Here is a 17,017-nt window from a genome sequence, read left to right on the forward strand (position 1 = left end):
GGCGCATCTTCCGTCACGCCCGCTGCGGCCCCAACCGCCTGTCGTCAGCGGCAAGAGCCGTACTCACCCTGGAAAGGCAACGCTGAAAAGGCTCAATGATCGGTGACGTCGCGCCGAGAGCCGAGTAGCGTACGCGCAATGCGGATCCTGCATCTCTCCGACACCCATCTCGATCGCTTCGGCGCGCCTCGGGCGGGTGGTGTCAACGCGAGGGAGTCCTTGCGCGGTCTGCTCAACGACCTGGAGTCCGTCCCGGACATCGACGTGATCGTCATCAGCGGTGACATCGCCGACGACGGGTCGCCGGACGCCTACATCTCCGTGCGCGACATCGTCCGGGACTTCGCCCTGCGCCGGGGGGCCTCGGTGTTCTACAGCACCGGCGACCACGACGAGCGCCGCGCCTTCGCGCGGACGCTGGGCAGCGGGCACCTCCGCCCGGACGGCCGCAACCAGGCCCGGGCCGTGTTCACCTCGCCCGCCGGGGAGCGGGCGGCCATGAGCCTGGTCGACGGCTACCGCTTCATCACCCTCGACTCGCTCGTGCCGGGCATGGGGTACGGCCTGGTCGGCGAGGCCCAGCTCACGTGGCTGCGCGGCGTCCTGGCCACGCCGACCCCCAGGGGCACCGTCCTGGTGCTGCACCATCCGCCGATCGCGCTCGATGTCGAGGTGCAGCAGTCGCTGGGGCTGCGGAACGCCGGGGAACTGGCCGACGCGATCCGCGGCACGGATGTGGGGCTCATCCTGTGCGGCCACTTCCACCTCCAGCTCTCCGGGTATCTGGAGTCGGTGCCGGTGTGGGTGACCCCGGGGGTGGTCGGCCGTGTCGACCTCACCGCGGCGCCCGGCACCGAGCGCGCCGTGCGCGGGGCCTCCGCCACCCTCGTCCAGATCGGCGCCCACCACGGGCCGTTGTTCCACACCCTGCACGCGCGCGACGCGAGGGCGGGCGAGACGGTCTACGAACTGGACCGGGAACAGGTCCGCACGATCGTCGACCGGCTGGGCCCCGCGGACGCCTGGGCCGCGCCGGGTCGTTGACCTCCGGCGGGCGCCTTTCTCACCGCCTCTCACCGCTTGTCACCGCGCGGACACACGCAGCGGGGAACAAAGGGGAAACCCAGCGGGAATTCGGGCCGGTTCGGGGCTCGAATCCCGCCAACTTCGTTCGCAACAGCAAATGTTGACCTTCAACCGCCCCGGACGACCCCGTACGCCCCGGCCCGCCTGCGGCGCACCGCCGCCCCGTACGCCGCGTGCCGCCGCGCGGCCGTGACACGCGCCGACCTCCGGGACCGGGCCGCGTCCCCGGTCCCGGTGTGCGCCGACCGGCACCGGCACGGCGGATGCCGCGGCGAGCCCCGGGGGGCCGCCGGCGCCGGCGCGTGGCCGGAATCCGCCCGGGCCGGGCGGCCCGCCGGTAGTTATTACCGGCGGGTAGTAGCGTCGACCCCAGCACGCAACACACAACTGGTCCGATCGATCGCACCTGCCCGTGCCATCCGAACCACCGGGCCGACCAACGGAGTTGTTGTCCGATGCCAGTCTTACAAGCGCCGACGGACAAGCGTGTCACGCACCGCGGCACCGATGCCACGGTGACCTGGACCGCCCGGCTGCGGACGGTCGAGCAGGACCCCTTCTTCTTCGACCACCCCCTCGACCACCTCCCCGCGACGCTGCTGATCGACGGCGTCGCCGAACTCGTCGAGCGGGTGGCCGGTACCGCCGGTCCCCGTGCCGCCTGGCGGGTGCACGCGCTGGAACTGGAGTTCGGCCGCTTCGCCGAGAAGCACCTGCCCGTGGACCTCAGCGCACGCGCCCTGCCCGGGGCCCCCGGCGGGTGGCGGGTCCGCGGCCGGCAGCGGGAGCGCGTGGTGTGCGACGGCCGGATCCACGCCATGGCCGTCCCGACCCCGTCCTCCCCGTCCGTGCCCGGACCGCGGACCGCCGGGGAGGACGGGCCGGGCCGGGGCGCCATGGTCGCCCCCGGACTGGTCCACCGGGAACGCCCCGAGAACGTCCTGCTCGCCGGCTACCGCAACCACGGCCCCGGCGGATACAGCGCCGAGTTGCTCTCCCCGCCCCGCGGGCACCATCTGCGCGCGCTCCCCGGCGGGTCCGGCGCGGAACTCCGTTCACTGACCGAACTCATCGAGGCGGCACGGCAGTTCGTCACCCTCCTGGGCCACGAGTCCCGCCGGGTGGCCTTCGACCGCCGCTATGTCGTCGCCTCGATGCGGGCCGCCACCGCGCGCCCCGTGCGGCGGGCCGAGCGGGTCCGGCTGTCGACCGACTCCCTGCCCCCGGTCGGCGGCGGCGATGTACGCGTCCGGTTCGGTGCGGGCGGCGGGCCGATCGGTGAGGCTCGCTTCAGCGGATACGCGTTGTCCCCCGCCGCGTACCGCAGGCTGCGCGGCGCCTTCGGGGAAGGCGCGCGATGAGCCCCGGCGCCGGGACGGAGACCCGGCCCGCGGCGCGAGGCCGTTCCCGCTCCCGCTCCCGCCCGGAGAGCCTCTTCCCGCCCGCCCTGTTCACCGCCGGGCTGATCGCCCTGAGCTGGGCCCTGGTACGCGAGGGCGGCCACTGGTCCGAGCCCCGCCACCGCGCCCAGTCCGTCCTGATCGGCCTCTACCTGCTCTGGACCCTCCTCGAACTGCGGATCACCTTCCGCGCCGCCCCGCGGGTCAGCGGCGGCGACGACCGCGGCACCCTGCGGTGGTACGGCGCGGCCCGGGGCGCCGTGGTCGCCGCCGCCCTCTTCGCGGCGCCCTGGTGGCAGGGCTGGGGCCCGGGCCAGTGGCTGGGGGCGTCGGTGTTCGTCGCGGGCGCGGCCCTGCGCCTCGCGGCGATCCGCCGGCTGGGCCGCTTCTACTCCCACAAGGTGCGCACCCTCGACGACCACCGGGTCGTGTGCGACGGTCCGTACCGGGTGGTGCGCCACCCCGCCTACAGCGGCATGGTGCTGGCACACGCCGGCTTCGTCGGGGTCTTCGCCAACCCGCTGAGCGTGCTCGCGCTCCTCGGACTGCTGCTGCCCGCCGTCGTGCTGCGCATCCGCGCCGAGGAGCGGGCCCTGCTGGACTTGAGCGGATACGCCGAGTACGCCCGGCACCGCAAGCGCCTGATCCCGGCGGTGTGGTGACGGTGACCACGAACACGAACACGAACACGAACACGACCACGAACACGGCCGCGAGCGGCGGCCGCGACCGGCGCCGTCACCGTCCCGCCGCCCTCGCCCCGCTGCTGGACCAGGCGCGGATGACCCCCGGGAACTGCGGGCACAAGTTCGCGCGGCTGGCCCGGATGCGGGAGGCCGGACTGACCGTACCCGCCTTCTTCGTCCTGCCCGTGGACTGGCACCGCCTCCTCACCCGGCCGCTCCGCCCCCGGATCGACGCCCTGCTGCGGTCGGCGGACTTCGCCGACCCCTCCTCCGTACGGGCCGCGGCCGCGGGGATCCGCGGACTGTACGCCGCCGCGCCCCTGCCGCCGGAGGCCGAACGGCGGCTGCTCGCCGCCTTCGACGAGGTGATCGGCCCGGGCGCGCCGGCCGCCGTACGCGCCTGCACGGCGGGCGCCCACGGCGAGGACTCCGCGGAGGACCCCTTCGCCGGGCTGAGCGACAGCTTCCTGCAGGTGCGCCGCGGCGCGGTCGTGGACCGGGTGCGGGCGTGCTGGGCCTCCGGGCACAACGCGGAGGCCCTGCTCTACCGGCACGCCCGCGGCCTGCCCGTGGACTCCGGCGGTCCCGACGGCGTCTCGGTGGCCGTGGGCGTCCAGCGGATGGTGCCCGCGGAACGCTCCTTCGTGATGTTCACCTGCGACCCCGGGACCGGGGCCGCCGACACCCTGATCGCCGCCGGTCTGGGGCTGGGCGAGGGCGTGGTGCGGGAACGGGTCGGCGTCGACCACTACTTCCTGCGCGGCCCGGAGCAGCGGGTCGAGCGCGTGGTCGCCGCCAAGCCCGAGCGCCTCGTCCCCGACCCGGACCACCCGGACGCCGGGCCGGTGCCCCGGCCCGTACCCCCGGAACTGCGCGACGCCCCCGTGCTCGACGACGCGCGGGCCCGGGAACTGGCGGCCCTGGGCCGCACCGTCCAGGAGCTCTTCGGCGGGCAGCCGCAGGACATCGAGGGCGCGATCACCGCCGACGGGCGGGTGCACCTCGTCCAGTCCCGCCCGGTGGCGGTCGATCCGGCGCTGCGCCGCCTGTGGAGCAGCGCGAACATCACCGAGAGCTTCCCCGGCCCCACCACGGCGCTGACCTACTCCTTCGCGCAGAAGTTCTACCGGACGATCTTCCACGACCTCTACCGCAGGCTGGGCGTGCCCGCCCACACCCTCCACGACAACGAGCCCTACCTGGAGCGCATGATCGGGCTGCACCGCAACCGGATCCACTACGACCTGGACTCCTGGTACCGGCTGCACGGACAGCTGGCCGTCTTCCCGTGGTTCCGGGCCCCCTGGGAGTCGATGATGGGCCTGGCCGAGGGCAGCGGCCCCGCCCCGGCGCCCGCCCCCTCCGCCGTACGGCTCGTACGGCCGGCGGCCCGGGTCCTGCGGCTGATCGCCGGTCACCACCGGTCCATGGCCGCCTTCGAGACCTGGTGGGAGGGGCTGATCGCCGACCGCCGGGGCGCGGACTGGTCCGCCGTCGATCCGCTCGCCCGCGTCCAGGACCACCGCGAGGTGTGGCGGCAGGCCGGCAACCACTGGGGCGTCACCCTCCTCAACGACTCGGTGCTCGGCACCGCCGCCGGGATCACCGGGAAGCTGCTGGCCCGCTGGGCGCCGCACGAGGGCCCCGGCCTCCTCAGCGACCTGCTCTGCGGTGCCGAGTCCCACCGCAGCAGCGAGGCGGTCGTGTCGCTGCTCCGGCTCGCCGGGGCCGTACGGCGCGACCCGCGGCTGTCCGCCGCCCTCCGCGCGGAACCGGACCCGGGCCCGGAGTTGTGGGAGGCCGTACGGGACGGCGGGTACGGGGAGGAGTTCCGGGCCGCCGTGCTGCACCATCTCGACCGCTACGGTGACCGCGGCCTGCACGAACTCAAGATGGAGCAGCCCGGTCCGCGCGCCACGCCCTGGGCACTGCTGCGGATGGCCGGCGAGTACGCCGCCACCGCCCTGGACGGACCGGCGCTGCGCGCGGCCGAACTCCGGGTGCGCGCCGCGGCCGAGGAGCGGCTGACGAAAGCGCTCGGTTCCGGCTCGTCCCGGCGGCGACCGCTCCTTCGGCTGCGGCTACGGCTACGGCTACGGCTACGACTGCGGCTACGGCTGCTGCGCGTCCTGCTGGCGGTGCTGCGGCGCGCCATCGTCCACCGCGAGAACTCCCGCTACTTCCGCAGCGAACTGTTCGGCTACAGCAAGGCGGTCTTCGCCTCGCTCGGCGAGGATCTGCACGCGCGCGGGGTGCTGCGCGACCCCGGCGACGTCGTCCACCTCACCCAGGACGAGCTGTTCGGCTGGTACGACGGCAGCGGGGTCAGCGGCAACCTGCAGGGCCTCGCCGACGCGCGCCGCGCCGAGTACGAGGCGCCGGGGCCGGACCTGCCCCCGTTCTTCACCACCCTGGGCCCGGTCCGCGACCGGCTTCCGGGCGATCCTGCGGCCCGGACCCCGTCCGGCGGGCACCGCGGCGACGGGGACCTGTCCGGCCTGGGCTCCAGCGGCGGAGTGGCGCGCGGCACCGCCCGCGTCGTGCTCGACCCGCACCGGCCGGTCGAACCCTGCCCGGACATGATCCTGGTGGCCCGGGAGACCGATCCCGGCTGGCTCTTCCTGATGCTCGGCGCTCGCGGGCTGATCGTGGAACGCGGCACCCTGCTCTCGCACACCGCCATCACCGGCCGCGCGTTCGGCATCCCCACGGTCGTCGCCGTCACCGGGGCCACCACGGCCATACCCGACGGCGCCCTGATCGAGCTGGACGGTGCCACCGGCCGCGTCACGGTGCTCGCGCCACCGGTCGCCGACCGCGGTGGGGAGGCCGGCCGATGAGGACGGCGGCCGCCCTCGCCCGGTTCACCGCCCAGGTGTTCACGCCCCATGTGTACGTCACCTACGCCACCCTGTGGGTGCTGTCCCTGGAGGCCGCCACCGCGGCAGCGGCCCGCACCCCCTGGCACCCCGGGCCCGGCACGGCCGTGCGCTGCGCCTCGGCCGTCCTCGTGCTGTTCTGCCTGCGGGTCGTGGACGAGCAGAAGGACCTCGTGTACGACCGGGAGCACAACCCGGACCGGCCCCTGGTGCGGGGCACGGTCTCCGTCGCCCAACTGCGCGGCGCGACGGCCGGTGCGGCGGTGCTCCTCGTCGCGCTGAACGTCGCGCTGTCCCCGCTGTCGCTCCTCCCGCTCGCCGCCGACCTGGCCTACGCCTGGCTGCTGGTCGCGGTGGAACGGCGGTCCGCCCGGGTCCGGGACGGCCTGCTGCTCAACCTCGCCGTCACGCACCCCGTGCAACTGCTGCTCAGCGTCTACGTGTACGTCTCACTCGTCGACTCCACGCCCGTCCCCGCCCGGTGGGCGGCGGTGCCGCTGCTCCTCGTCCCCGCCTGCGTGTTCCTGCACTTCGAGTTCGCCCGCAAGACCCGCCGGCGGCCCGAACCCGGAACCCGCGCGTACTCCGCCGTCATCGGCCCGGTGCCCAGCGCCCTGGTCGCCCTGGGCTGGGCCGTCCTCGCCGCCGTGCTGGCCGCGGGGACGCTGGGGGACGTCCGGGCCCTGCTGCCCTGCGTCCTGCTGGTCCTTCCCGGCACGGCGGCGGTGCGCTTCCTGCGCCGCCGCACCGCGGCCTGGCCGGTGCCCGCCGCGATGGTCTTCGTGGTCGGCTTCCTGTCCGCCCTGCTGGCCTCGGCCCTGCTGATCGAGTCCGCCGGGTGGCCCGGAGGCGCGCGATGACGACCGTCCTGCTCACCGGCGCCGCCGGATTCACCGGCGGCGCGGTCCACCGGCGACTTCGCACGCGAGGGGTGGAGTTGCGGCTCCTCGTGCACCGCCGCCCACCGGCGCCGGACCCCCGGGCCCGTCTCGTCCGCGGCGACCTCACCCGCCCCGGCACGCTGCGCGGCGTCTGCGACGGCGTCGACACCCTGCTCCATCTCGCCTGCGCCGTGGACGAGGACGACCCCCGCGCCTGCGACCTGGTCAACGACCGGGGCACCGCCGCCCTGGTCGCCGAGGCCCGCCGAGCCGGGGTGCGGCGGATCGTCCACCTCAGCACCGCCGCCGTCTACGGCGACGGCCCGCACTCCGGCGCCGCCGAGGACGACCTCGTCCCGGCGCCGGTCTCCGCCGTCAGCCGGTCCCGGCTCGCGGGAGAGCGCGCGGTCCGCGCCGCCGGAGGCGTCGTCCTGCGGCCGATGTTCGTCTACGGTCCGGGCGACCGCTGGCTCGTCCCCCACCTCGCCCGCACCCTGACCGCCCTGCCGGTCACCGTCGACGGAGGCCGGGCCCGGCTCTCCCTGGTCGCGGTCGAGGACCTGGCGGCGGCGGTCGCCGCGCTGGCCGCGGCCGACTGGGAGCCCGTGCCCGGCGGGGAGGTCCACCACGTCGGCCACCCCGAACCGGTCTCCGTACGCGACCTGGCCGCAGCGCTCACCGAGCACCTCGGCGTACCGGCCGCCCAGGCCGACATCACCTACGCCGAGGCCCGCGAACTCCTCGGCGGACGACCCCGGGCACTGCGCCACCTGGCCCTCTTCGGCCGGGACCACCACTACGACAGCACCGGCATCTGGCGGCGCACCGGCCACACCCCCGGTGACTTCGCCACCCGCTTCGCCGCCGCCGCGCCCTGGTACCGCGCCCACCTCGCCCCCCTCGCCCCGCCGGCGGCAGCGCCCGCCGGCCCGACGGAAGAAGGGACGCCGTGACCCCCCTCCCCGCCACCGCGACCGCCCCCACCGCAGCCGCATCGGACGCCCCCGCCCACCGCCGGGCTCCCACGGCCCCCGGCGCGCTGCCCCTGCTCGGCCACGGCCCGGCGCTGCTGCGGCGCCCTCTGGAGTTCCTGGGCTCGCTGCCCGCCGCCGGCCCGGTGGTCCGCGTCCGCCTGGGTGCCCTGCCCGCGTACGTCGTCAACGACGCGGACCTCGTCCGCGCCGTACTGGTCGGCGAGGCGGGCCGCTTCGACCAGGGCGTCCTCATCGAGAAGGTGCGCCCCTTGCTCGGCTCCGGCGTCGGCACCGCCGACGGTGCCGAGCACCGCAGGCTGCGCCGGCTGATGCAGCCCGCGTTCCACAGGGACCGGATCGCCCGCTACGCCGCCACCATGACCGCCGTCGCCGCCGAACGCACGGCCCTGTGGCGGCCCGGCGAAACCCTGCGCGCCGACGAGGAGATGAACGCCCTCGCCCTCACCACCGTGGCCAGGGCGCTGTTCTCCTCCGACCCGGGCGCGGACGCCGTCACCGAAGTGCGGCGCTCGCTGCCGCTCGTCCTGGACGAGATCCCCCGCCGCTCCATGCTCCCCGACGCCCTCCTGCGGCTACCCACTCCCGCCAACCGGCGCTTCGACCGGGCCGTCCGGCGTCTGCGCGCCGCCACCCGGCACGTGGTCGCGGCCGCCCGCGCCGACGGCTCCGACCGCGGCGACCTCCTCTCCGTCCTGCTGCTGACGGCCGACGAGGCGACCGGAGAGCGGCTGACCGACGACCAGGTCCACGACCAGCTGGTCAACATGCTCGTCGCGGGCACCGAGACGACCGGCGCCACCCTGGCCTGGATCTTCCATGAACTCGCCCGCCACCCCGTCGTCGAGCAGCGCCTCCACGAGGAGACCGACCGCGTCCTCGCCGGCCGCGCCGCGGTCTTCGAGGACATCCCCCGGCTCTCCTACACCCTGCGCGTCGTCCGGGAGGCCCTGCGCCGGTACGCGCCGTGGATCATCCTGCGGCACTCCCCCGGCGAGGTGATCCTGGGCGACGTCCTCGTCCCGGCCGGCGCCGCCGTGCTGTTCAGCCCGTACGTCCTGCACCACCAGCCGCGGCTCCACCCCGACCCGCTCGCCTTCGACCCGGACCGCTGGCTCCCGGAGCGCGCCGCGCGCCTTCCCAAGGGGGCGTCCATCCCGTTCGGCGCGGGCGGCCGCCAGTGCCCGGGGAACGTCTTCGCCCTCACCCAGGCCGTCCTCCAGGTCGCCACCATCGCCGCGCGCTGGCGCCTCCGCCCCGCCGACGGCGGCCCCCGCGTCCGCGAACTGGCCCGTGGCGCGGTCGTCCACCCCACCGCGATGCCGATGCGCTGCCTTCCCCGCGAGCGCGCCGGCGGCCGGTGATCCCCGCGGCGCGCGGCCGGCGGTGTCGCGACGGGCGGTGTCGCGGCCGGCGCCAACGGACGGCGTGCCCGGGCGGCGTAACCGGGTGGGGCGGCGCGGGGCGGTAGCGTGTCCGGCGGCGGCCGGCGCGAAGGGGGCGCCACCGGAGGCGACTTCCGGGGATTCCCTCCCGCTTCCGTAAAGACATCCCCATGCGATGGTCCGTTTTCCCCGGTGGCCGGCGCACGGGTGAACCGGGGCGGAGGGTAAGCCGTACAGGTTCGTCGGCGGCCCGCTCTTCCGCAGCCGGGCTCGCCCTCCGACACTGCGCCACGCTTGGAAGGAACTTCGGGTTGTCGCTCTCCAGTGCTCATCAGCGACCGGTAACGGACCAGGCGGACACGGCGAAGGAACCGCCCCCGGAGGAACGCCCGGAGGAGACACCGCAGGTCGCCCCGGAGCCGGCCGGGGACACCGCGGACCACCCGGAGGGGACCGCTGCCCCCGAGGCCGCCGAGGCCACCGATGCCGAGGCGGAGTCCGAGACGCGGAGCGACGACCCGGGCCCGGCCGCGGACGACGACGGGACCGCGACGGACACCGCGAGCGCCGCGCCCGCCCCGAACACCGCTGACGCCGCCGACACCGCGGTCGAACCACGCGCCGAAGAAGCCGGTACGAAGGCCGGTACTCAGGCCGACGCGGAAGCCGACGCGGAAGCCGATGCGGAGGCGGCCACCGAGGATCCCGCCGATCCCGCGCCGGCCGGCGCGGCCGCTCCCCGGTGGCGGGAGCGGCATCCGGACATCACCCGCGGCGTCTCGTGGGGCATCACGTCCCTGGCCGCCGTCCTGGTGCTCTTCGCCTTCCTGATGCCCAACCGGCTCCCCTACCTGACCGTCGCGCGACTCACCCGTGTTCCGGCGGAGCCGATCCTGCTGGCCGCCGTGATGCTCGTGCTGCCGCCGCGGCCGCGGCGGGTGGTGGCGATCGTCAGCGGGGTGCTCCTCGGTCTGCTGGTCGTCCTCAACGGCGTGGACATGGGCTTCTACCAGACCCTGGAACGCCCGTTCTACCTGCTGTTCGACTGGCCGCTGTTCGCCGACGGGTTGTCCTTCCTGAAGGACTCGGCCGGCCCGACGACCGCGTACGGCGCGCTGATCGCGGCCGTGGTCGCCGTCCTGGCGGTGCTCGTGCTGATGCCGCTGGCGATCCTGCGGCTCGTCAAGGTGATGCTGCGGCACCCGGCGACGGCGCGCCGCGGCACGCTTGTGGCCGGTGTCGTCTGGATGACGTGCGCGACGCTCGGTCTGCAGGTCTCCGGGGTGAACATCGCCGCCAAGAACGCCACCCAGCGGGTCCAGGGCCAGGTGGACATGGTCCAGCAGGGCCTGGCCGACCAGAAGGTGTTCGCCGAGAAGGTCGCCAACGACCCCTTCGCGAAGACCCCGCCCGACCGGTTGCTGTCGGAACTGCGCGGCAAGGACGTCATCTTCACCTTCATCGAGAGCTACGGCCGCGGCGCGGTCGAGGACCCGGCGATGGCACCGGAGGTCGACGCCGTACTCAAGAACGGGACACAGCAGCTCGCGGACGCGGGCTTCTCCGCCCGCAGCGGCTGGCTGACCTCCCCCGTCACCGGCGCGGGCAGCTGGCTGGCGCACACCACCTTCCTGTCCGGGCTGTGGGTCCCGGACCAGCAGCGCTACCGCTACGTGAGCTCCAGCGAGCGGTTGACCCTCACCAGCGCCTTCAAGCGCACCGGCGCCTTCCGGACGGTCGGCATGATGCCGGGCGTCACCCGGGCGTGGCCGGAGAGCAAGTTCTTCGGCCTGGACCACGTCCACGACTCGCGCACCATGGGCTACCAGGGCCCCAAGTTCAGCTGGTCGCCGGTCCCCGACCAGTACACCCTGTCCGCGTTCGAGCGTCTGGAGCACGGAAAGGCGTCGAACCAGCCGATGATGTCGGAGATCATCCTGGCCTCGAGCCACAACCCCTGGGCGCCGATCCCGCACATGATCGACTGGGATCAGGTCGGCGACGGTTCGGTCTACGACGCCATCCAGAAGGCGGGCAAGAACCCCAAGGAGGTCTGGAAGGACCCCCGGCAGGTGCGTCAGGAGTACAGCAAGGCCATCCAGTACTCGCTGACCAGCCTCATCGAGTTCGTGACGAAGTACGGCAACAAGAACACCGTGCTGGTCTTCCTCGGCGACCACCAGCCGGTCTCGACCGTCGTCGGAGTCAAGGCCAGCCGTGACGTGCCGGTCGCGATCGTCGCCCATGACCCGAAGGTTCTGGAGCAGGTCTCCGACTGGGGCTGGTCCGACGGGCTGCAGCCCGAGCACGACGCCCCGGTCTGGCGGATGGACGCGTTCCGCGACCGCTTCCTGACCGCCTTCAGTTCGCGGCAGCCGTAGGGTCCTTCGCTTTTCCACGCGTCGGGACGCCGGCCGTGACGGGCGAAGCCCCCGTCCCGGCCGGCGGACCGGCCGGCCGGACGGGTCGGCCGGACCCGTCGGACCCGTCGGACCGCGCCGGAATACCGAGCTGACCCACGGCCCCCGTGCCTGATAGCGTCGCCGTGCAGTGCCGACCGAGGAGGTGAGACCCATCAACGCTGTATCAGTCCGGGTTCTCCCCTCCCGCACGGCGGCGCGGTCCATCTGACACAGGCACAGGTGGCCCCGGGAGTGCCCGAAGCATCCCGGAAGGAACACCGCCTTGCCCGTTTTCCCCGCATACGACGGAACCCCCCTCGCCTACCACGTCATCGGTGAGGGCCCCGCGCTGCTCTGCCTGCCCGGCGGACCGCAGGACTCCGCCTACCTCGGCGACCTCGGCGGCCTGTCCGCGCACCGCCGGTTGATCCGGCCGGACCTCCGGGGCACCGGCCTGTCCGCGACCCCGCGCGACCTCTCCTCCTGCCGCTGCGACCGGCTCGTCGACGACGTCGAGGCCCTGCGCGACCACCTCGGCCTCGACCGGATGGACGTACTCGCGCACAGCGCCGGCGCGAACCTGGCCGCGCAGTACGCCGGTCGCCACCCCGAACGCGTGGGCGCTCTCGCCCTCGTCACGCCGAGCGTCAGGGCCGTCGGCCTCCCGATCAACGGAGACCTCCGGCTCGAGACCGCCCGTCTCCGCCGCGACGAGCCGTGGTTCCCGCAGGCGTTCGCGGCCCTGGAGGAGATCGTGGCGGGCGGGGCCACAGCCGCCCACTGGCAGGCCGTCGCCCCGTTCTCCTACGGCCGCTGGGACGACACGGCCCGGGCCCATCACGCCGCCGAGGAGCGGCAGACGAGGGACGAGGTGGTGGCGGCCTTCGGCGCCGAGGGCGCCTTCGACCCGGCCCGCACCCGCGCCGCGCTCGCCCGGTTCGCCTCGCCGGTCCTGCTGCTGGCCGGGGAGGTCGACCTGGGGGCGCCCCCGCCCGTGATCGCCGAGTTCACCGGGCTGTTCCCGAGCGCGGAGCTCGTCGTTCAGCCCGGCGCCGGGCACTTCCCGTGGCTCGACGACGCCGATCGCTTCGTCACGACGGTGGCGGAGTTCCTCCGGTAGCCGGCCGCGGCTCCGCCGTCGCCCCGGCGCGGGGTACGGACCGCCCTCAGGATGTCCGGCGGCGGGACGATCGCAGCGCCCGGACCAGTACCGGCGGCAGGAAGTCCCTGGCCAGGCGGCGGGCCGCGGAACCGCGGGACGAGAGGAAGGAATCGTGCCCGCGGGGCGCCCCGTGGCGGGAGACCGGCGGAGTCGGGGACTCGACGTCCTTGCCCTTGATGCGGATCAGGGGCGCGCCCGCCACCTGGTCCACGGCGTGCCACAGGTCCTTGCGCGTCTTCAGCCACCTGAGCAGCTCCTGACGGGCCCGGTCCGGATCGCCCCAGGTGGCGTAGAGCTTGCTGCCCGTGATCACGATGGGCCTGAGGCCGTCCATCGCCACCGCGCCCCACACGGCGGCGGCGACGCCCGGGCAGTGCTCGCTCCGGAAGTCGTCGAAGGCCACGACGCCATCCGTGAGCAGCACCTCGCGCGTCGACGCGATGTCGCCGGTGACGTGCTCGTACAGGTGCGATGCGTCGACGTGTACGAAGCGGCAACTGCAGGGGCCGACATGGGAGGTGATCACGGAAGTCGGTCCCTGCACCATCAGCGGGAGTTCGTCGTGGAACGAGAGGTAATTGGCCTCGAACGCACGTCGTGTGAGCGTCGGATAGGAAAAACTCAACTCGGCGCTGTTCGGATCGTCCACCGCCGGCGAATCCCACAGATCGCAGACCGTGAAACGCTCGCCTTCCCGGAGGTAGCCCCCCATGAAGATGGCGCTCCGTCCCAGATAGGCCCCGAGTTCCAGCAGGTCGCCCCGCTGTTCCCGTTCGTCCTGCCGCCTCAGGAACCAGTCGAACAGCAGTTGGTCCACCGGCGAGAACCAGCCCGCCACGTCCGCGAACCGTTCCGGCCTGGGGAGCTCCTCCGCGGTTTCTCCCAGCTGTGACATGGATTCCTCCCGTGGAGAGGTGGTTCGCCGACCTGCCGGTGAGGATATCGATCTCCGGCCCGGCATCGTGGGAGGCCGCTTCCCGACGCTCGCCTGCCATCCAGGCGAAAGATGCGGACCGGATTTCCGCATTCGCGGTCGCGGCCCTGTCCGGGATCTCCTGCCGATTCCGCAGAAATGCGCGGGCGTCCGGTTCGGCTGCGCCTCCTCCCGTGCGGCGTGAAGCGGGCGGCGCGCCGGGGCGGCGGCGGACGCCGCGGCCGAAGGCTCCCCCACCGCGATCGGGAACCCGGCTTGACCTCAAGGAAGGTCGAGGTTCTACGGTCGGTACATGAGCATGGAGACCACGGCCTGGACCCAGCTGCACAGCGTCATGAACGCCACGCAGGACCGCCGCCCCCTGGCCCGCGACACCCTGCGCCGGGTCGGGGCGTTCGCCCGGCCCCACCGGCGCCGCATCACCGAGTTCGTGTTGCTCAGCATCGTGACCGCGCTGCTCGCCGTGGCGACCCCGGTCCTCGCGGGACACGTCGTCGACGCCATCGTCTCCGGCGGCGACTCCGGCCGGGTCACCACGCTGGCCGTGCTCATCGCCGTGATCGCCCTCGCCGAGGCCGGGCTCGGGCTGCTGAACCGCTGGCTGTCCGCGAACCTCGGCGAGGGCCTCATCCTCGACCTGCGCACCGCCGTGTTCGACCACGTCCAGCGCATGCCCGTCGCCTTCTTCACGCGGACCCGCACCGGGGCCCTCGTCAGCCGCCTCAACAACGACGTGATCGGCGCCCAGCGGGCGTTCAGCAACACGCTGTCCGGAGTCGTCGGCAACCTCGTCACCCTGCTGCTGACCCTCGGCGTGATGCTCACCCTGTCCTGGCAGATCACGTTGCTCGCGCTGGTGCTCCTGCCGGTCTTCGTCGTACCGGCGCGCCGTATGGGCACCCGCATGGCGCGCCTCCAGCGGGAGGCCGCGGCGCACAACGCCGCCATGGGCACGCAGATGACCGAGCGGTTCTCCGCCCCGGGCGCCACCCTGGTGAAGCTCTTCGGCCGGCCCGCCGACGAGTCCGCCCAGTTCGCCGAACGCGCCCGCCGGGTGCGGGACATCGGCGTGCGGACCGCCATGGCGCAGTCGGCGTTCATCACCGCCCTCACCCTCGTCTCCGCCCTCGCCCTGGCCCTGGTCTACGGACTCGGCGGCCACTTCGCGCTCACCGGCGCCCTCGACGCGGGCTCCGTCGTGACGCTCGCCCTGCTGCTCACCCGCCTCTACGCCCCCCTGACCGCGCTGGCGGGCGCCCGCGTCGACATCATGAGCGCCCTCGTCAGCTTCGAGCGGGTCTTCGAGGTACTGGACCTCCGGCCGCTCATCGACGACAAGCCGGACGCCCGCCGGGTCCCGGACGGGCCCGTCGCCGTCGAGTTCGAGGGCGTCCGCTTCGGGTACCCGTCGGCCGACAAGGTGTCGCTGGCCTCGCTGGAGGAGGTCGCGAGCCTCGACACCCGGGCCGGCGGCGAGGTCCTGCACGGCGTCTCCTTCCGCGCCGAGGCCGGCCACACGGTGGCGCTCGTCGGCTCGTCCGGCGCGGGCAAGTCCACCCTCGCCCAGCTCCTCCCCCGGCTCTACGACGTCGACGAGGGCGCCGTCCGCGTCGGGGGCGTCGACGTACGCGACCTGTCGGCCTCCTCGCTGCGCGCCACAGTCGGCATGGTGACCCAGGATGGCCACCTCTTCCACGACACGATCCGCGCCAACCTCCTGCTGGCCCGGCCGGACGCCTCCGACGACGAACTGCGGGACGTCCTGCGCCGCGCCCGCCTCGACCGGCTGGTCTCCGAACTCCCCGACGGCCTCGACACCGTCGTCGGCGAACGCGGCTACCGCCTCTCCGGCGGCGAACGCCAGCGCATGACCATCGCCCGGCTGCTCCTGGCCGGCCAGCGCGTGGTGATCCTGGACGAGGCCACGGCGCACCTGGACAGCACCTCCGAGGCCGCGGTCCAGGAGGCCCTCGCCGAGGCCCTGGAGGACCGGACCGCGGTCGTGATCGCGCACCGCCTCTCGACGGTGCGGGCGGCCGACCTCATCCTCGTCGTGGAGGACGGCCGGATCGTGGAACGCGGCACGCACACGGAGCTACTGGCGGCGGGCGGCCGGTACTCCGAGCTGTACCGCACGCAAATGCGAGAGGACGTCCTGCCAAGCACTCTGCGCTGACCCGCGGCCTTGGAACCCGCTCCGGCGGGTGTGTGAGAGTGAGGACGTCAGACCTCGGCACGGGACGCTCGCGCGCCGCACGCTGCCGCGGCCCGAGGAGATCCGCGAGCGGGACGGCCCGTCGGCGCCGGTGACGGACCGGAAGCCGGAACTTGCCGAGCTGCCGATCAATCAGCTCGCCGGCATGGGGATCGCCGATCGCCATGATGAGCACGCGGCGTCGCCGGACCGGCCGTCGATGGCGATCCCATGCCCTCCATACACAGCAAGATCGAACAAGACCCTCAGGGTCACCTCAAGTCTCTGCCGTGCCCCCTTCAATCCCCATAGTTTTGAATCACTCGGCCGCAAGGGGAGCGGCTCACGCGAAAGGTGTCCCGTGGACATCGACGCACGACGGGGAATCGGCAAGAGCACCGCGGTCGGCTGTTCGACCTGGGCCGTCGGCCGGCGCACCGGGGAATCCGGGTGAAGGCCCGGCGCGGTGCGCCCTCCACCGGCCTGCGGATCCTCGGCGTGGCGATCATCGGCTTGCTCGTGAGCGGCTGCTCAGGGGATGACGGACAGGCGGCCGGCGCTCCGTCCGCTGAGCGTTCCGCACCCGGTCGGTCCGCCCAGGCTTCCCATACGAGCAGCCACCGGGCCGAATCCGTCCCCGGCGCATCAGTGACCGAGGCGCCGGGGCTTCCCGACGGGAGGGTGCTTGCCCAGGCCGCGGACGTGCGAGGGCACCGGACGCTGAACCTACCGGGAGGCGCGGAGAAGGCGCCGCTCTCGATCGCGGTGAACTGCGAGGGCAGGGGAACCCTCAAGGTCACCGTCGAACCGATCGCGTTGAGCTTCCCGCTCGAGTGTGTGGACGGTGAGGTGAGCGGCACTTTCAATCAAATCGACCTCAAGCGGGCACGCCCGGAAGGGACCGTGTATGTCGAGGCCCCGTCCTCGGTTCGGTGGTCGATGACGATCGGCGAGTAGGCCGTCCGCTCCCGCAAACGACGACGCGGGGCCGGCCGGGTGGCTTCCGCCACCCGGCC

At 73.9% G+C, this 17,017-nt stretch carries 12 protein-coding genes; 11 read left to right on the forward strand and 1 reads right to left on the reverse strand.

Going from position 1 to position 17,017, the window contains the following annotated elements:
- Positions 1-138 precede the first annotated feature (138 nt).
- The 9 genes from AB0F62_RS13055 to AB0F62_RS13095 all read left to right on the forward strand — a co-directional run bounded on the left by AB0F62_RS13055 (position 139) and on the right by AB0F62_RS13095 (position 12,831).
- Positions 139-1,044 carry a metallophosphoesterase gene (locus tag AB0F62_RS13055; RefSeq protein WP_361796433.1) on the forward strand — a complete coding sequence of 302 codons (906 nt, stop codon included), beginning with the start codon at positions 139-141 and terminating at the stop codon, positions 1,042-1,044.
- Between the two features lie 497 nt (positions 1,045-1,541).
- Positions 1,542-2,447, forward strand: a complete 906-nt coding sequence (locus AB0F62_RS13060) for an AfsA-related hotdog domain-containing protein (RefSeq protein WP_361796436.1) — start codon at positions 1,542-1,544, stop codon at positions 2,445-2,447.
- Positions 2,444-3,148 (forward strand): isoprenylcysteine carboxylmethyltransferase family protein, encoded by a 705-nt coding sequence (locus AB0F62_RS13065; RefSeq protein WP_361796439.1) that lies wholly within the window; start codon positions 2,444-2,446, stop codon positions 3,146-3,148. Before AB0F62_RS13060 ends, AB0F62_RS13065 begins: the two co-directional genes overlap by 4 nt.
- A gap of 2 nt (positions 3,149-3,150) precedes the next feature.
- Positions 3,151-6,012 carry a PEP/pyruvate-binding domain-containing protein gene (locus AB0F62_RS13070; RefSeq protein ID WP_361796441.1) on the forward strand — a complete coding sequence of 954 codons (2,862 nt, stop codon included), beginning with the start codon at positions 3,151-3,153 and terminating at the stop codon, positions 6,010-6,012.
- A complete protein-coding gene (locus AB0F62_RS13075) occupies positions 6,009-6,911 on the forward strand; it encodes a hypothetical protein (protein WP_361796444.1) in 903 nt (300 codons plus the stop codon). The genes AB0F62_RS13070 and AB0F62_RS13075 overlap by 4 nt, the downstream gene beginning before the upstream one ends.
- Complete coding sequence (locus AB0F62_RS13080) at positions 6,908-7,885, forward strand: NAD-dependent epimerase/dehydratase family protein (protein WP_361796447.1); 978 nt, start codon at positions 6,908-6,910, stop codon at positions 7,883-7,885. The genes AB0F62_RS13075 and AB0F62_RS13080 overlap by 4 nt, the downstream gene beginning before the upstream one ends.
- Positions 7,882-9,288, forward strand: a complete 1,407-nt coding sequence (locus AB0F62_RS13085; protein WP_361796450.1) for a cytochrome P450 — start codon at positions 7,882-7,884, stop codon at positions 9,286-9,288. The genes AB0F62_RS13080 and AB0F62_RS13085 overlap by 4 nt, the downstream gene beginning before the upstream one ends.
- 332 nt (positions 9,289-9,620) lie before the next feature.
- Entirely contained in the window at positions 9,621-11,690 is a 2,070-nt protein-coding gene (locus AB0F62_RS13090) for a sulfatase (protein ID WP_361796453.1), read from the forward strand.
- 304 nt (positions 11,691-11,994) lie between these two features.
- Entirely contained in the window at positions 11,995-12,831 is an 837-nt protein-coding gene (locus AB0F62_RS13095; RefSeq protein WP_361796456.1) for an alpha/beta hydrolase, read from the forward strand.
- Positions 12,832-12,877: 46 nt separating this feature from the next.
- Here the strand turns inward: AB0F62_RS13095 and AB0F62_RS13100 are convergent, their stop codons facing one another.
- The gene (locus tag AB0F62_RS13100) at positions 12,878-13,768 is read right to left on the reverse strand and encodes a class I SAM-dependent methyltransferase (RefSeq protein ID WP_361796458.1); all 891 of its coding nucleotides are present in this window, start codon (positions 13,766-13,768) and stop codon (positions 12,878-12,880) included.
- Between the two features lie 337 nt (positions 13,769-14,105).
- On the opposite strand from AB0F62_RS13100, the gene AB0F62_RS13105 reads away from it, so the two are divergent.
- Complete coding sequence (locus AB0F62_RS13105; RefSeq protein WP_361796670.1) at positions 14,106-15,983, forward strand: ABC transporter ATP-binding protein; 1,878 nt, start codon at positions 14,106-14,108, stop codon at positions 15,981-15,983.
- 468 nt (positions 15,984-16,451) lie between these two features.
- The gene (locus AB0F62_RS13110) at positions 16,452-16,958 is read left to right on the forward strand and encodes a hypothetical protein (protein WP_361796461.1); all 507 of its coding nucleotides are present in this window, start codon (positions 16,452-16,454) and stop codon (positions 16,956-16,958) included.
- Positions 16,959-17,017: the final 59 nt, after the last annotated feature.

Source organism: Streptomyces sp. NPDC026673 (assembly GCF_040638135.1).
Taxonomy (GTDB): domain Bacteria; phylum Actinomycetota; class Actinomycetes; order Streptomycetales; family Streptomycetaceae; genus Actinacidiphila.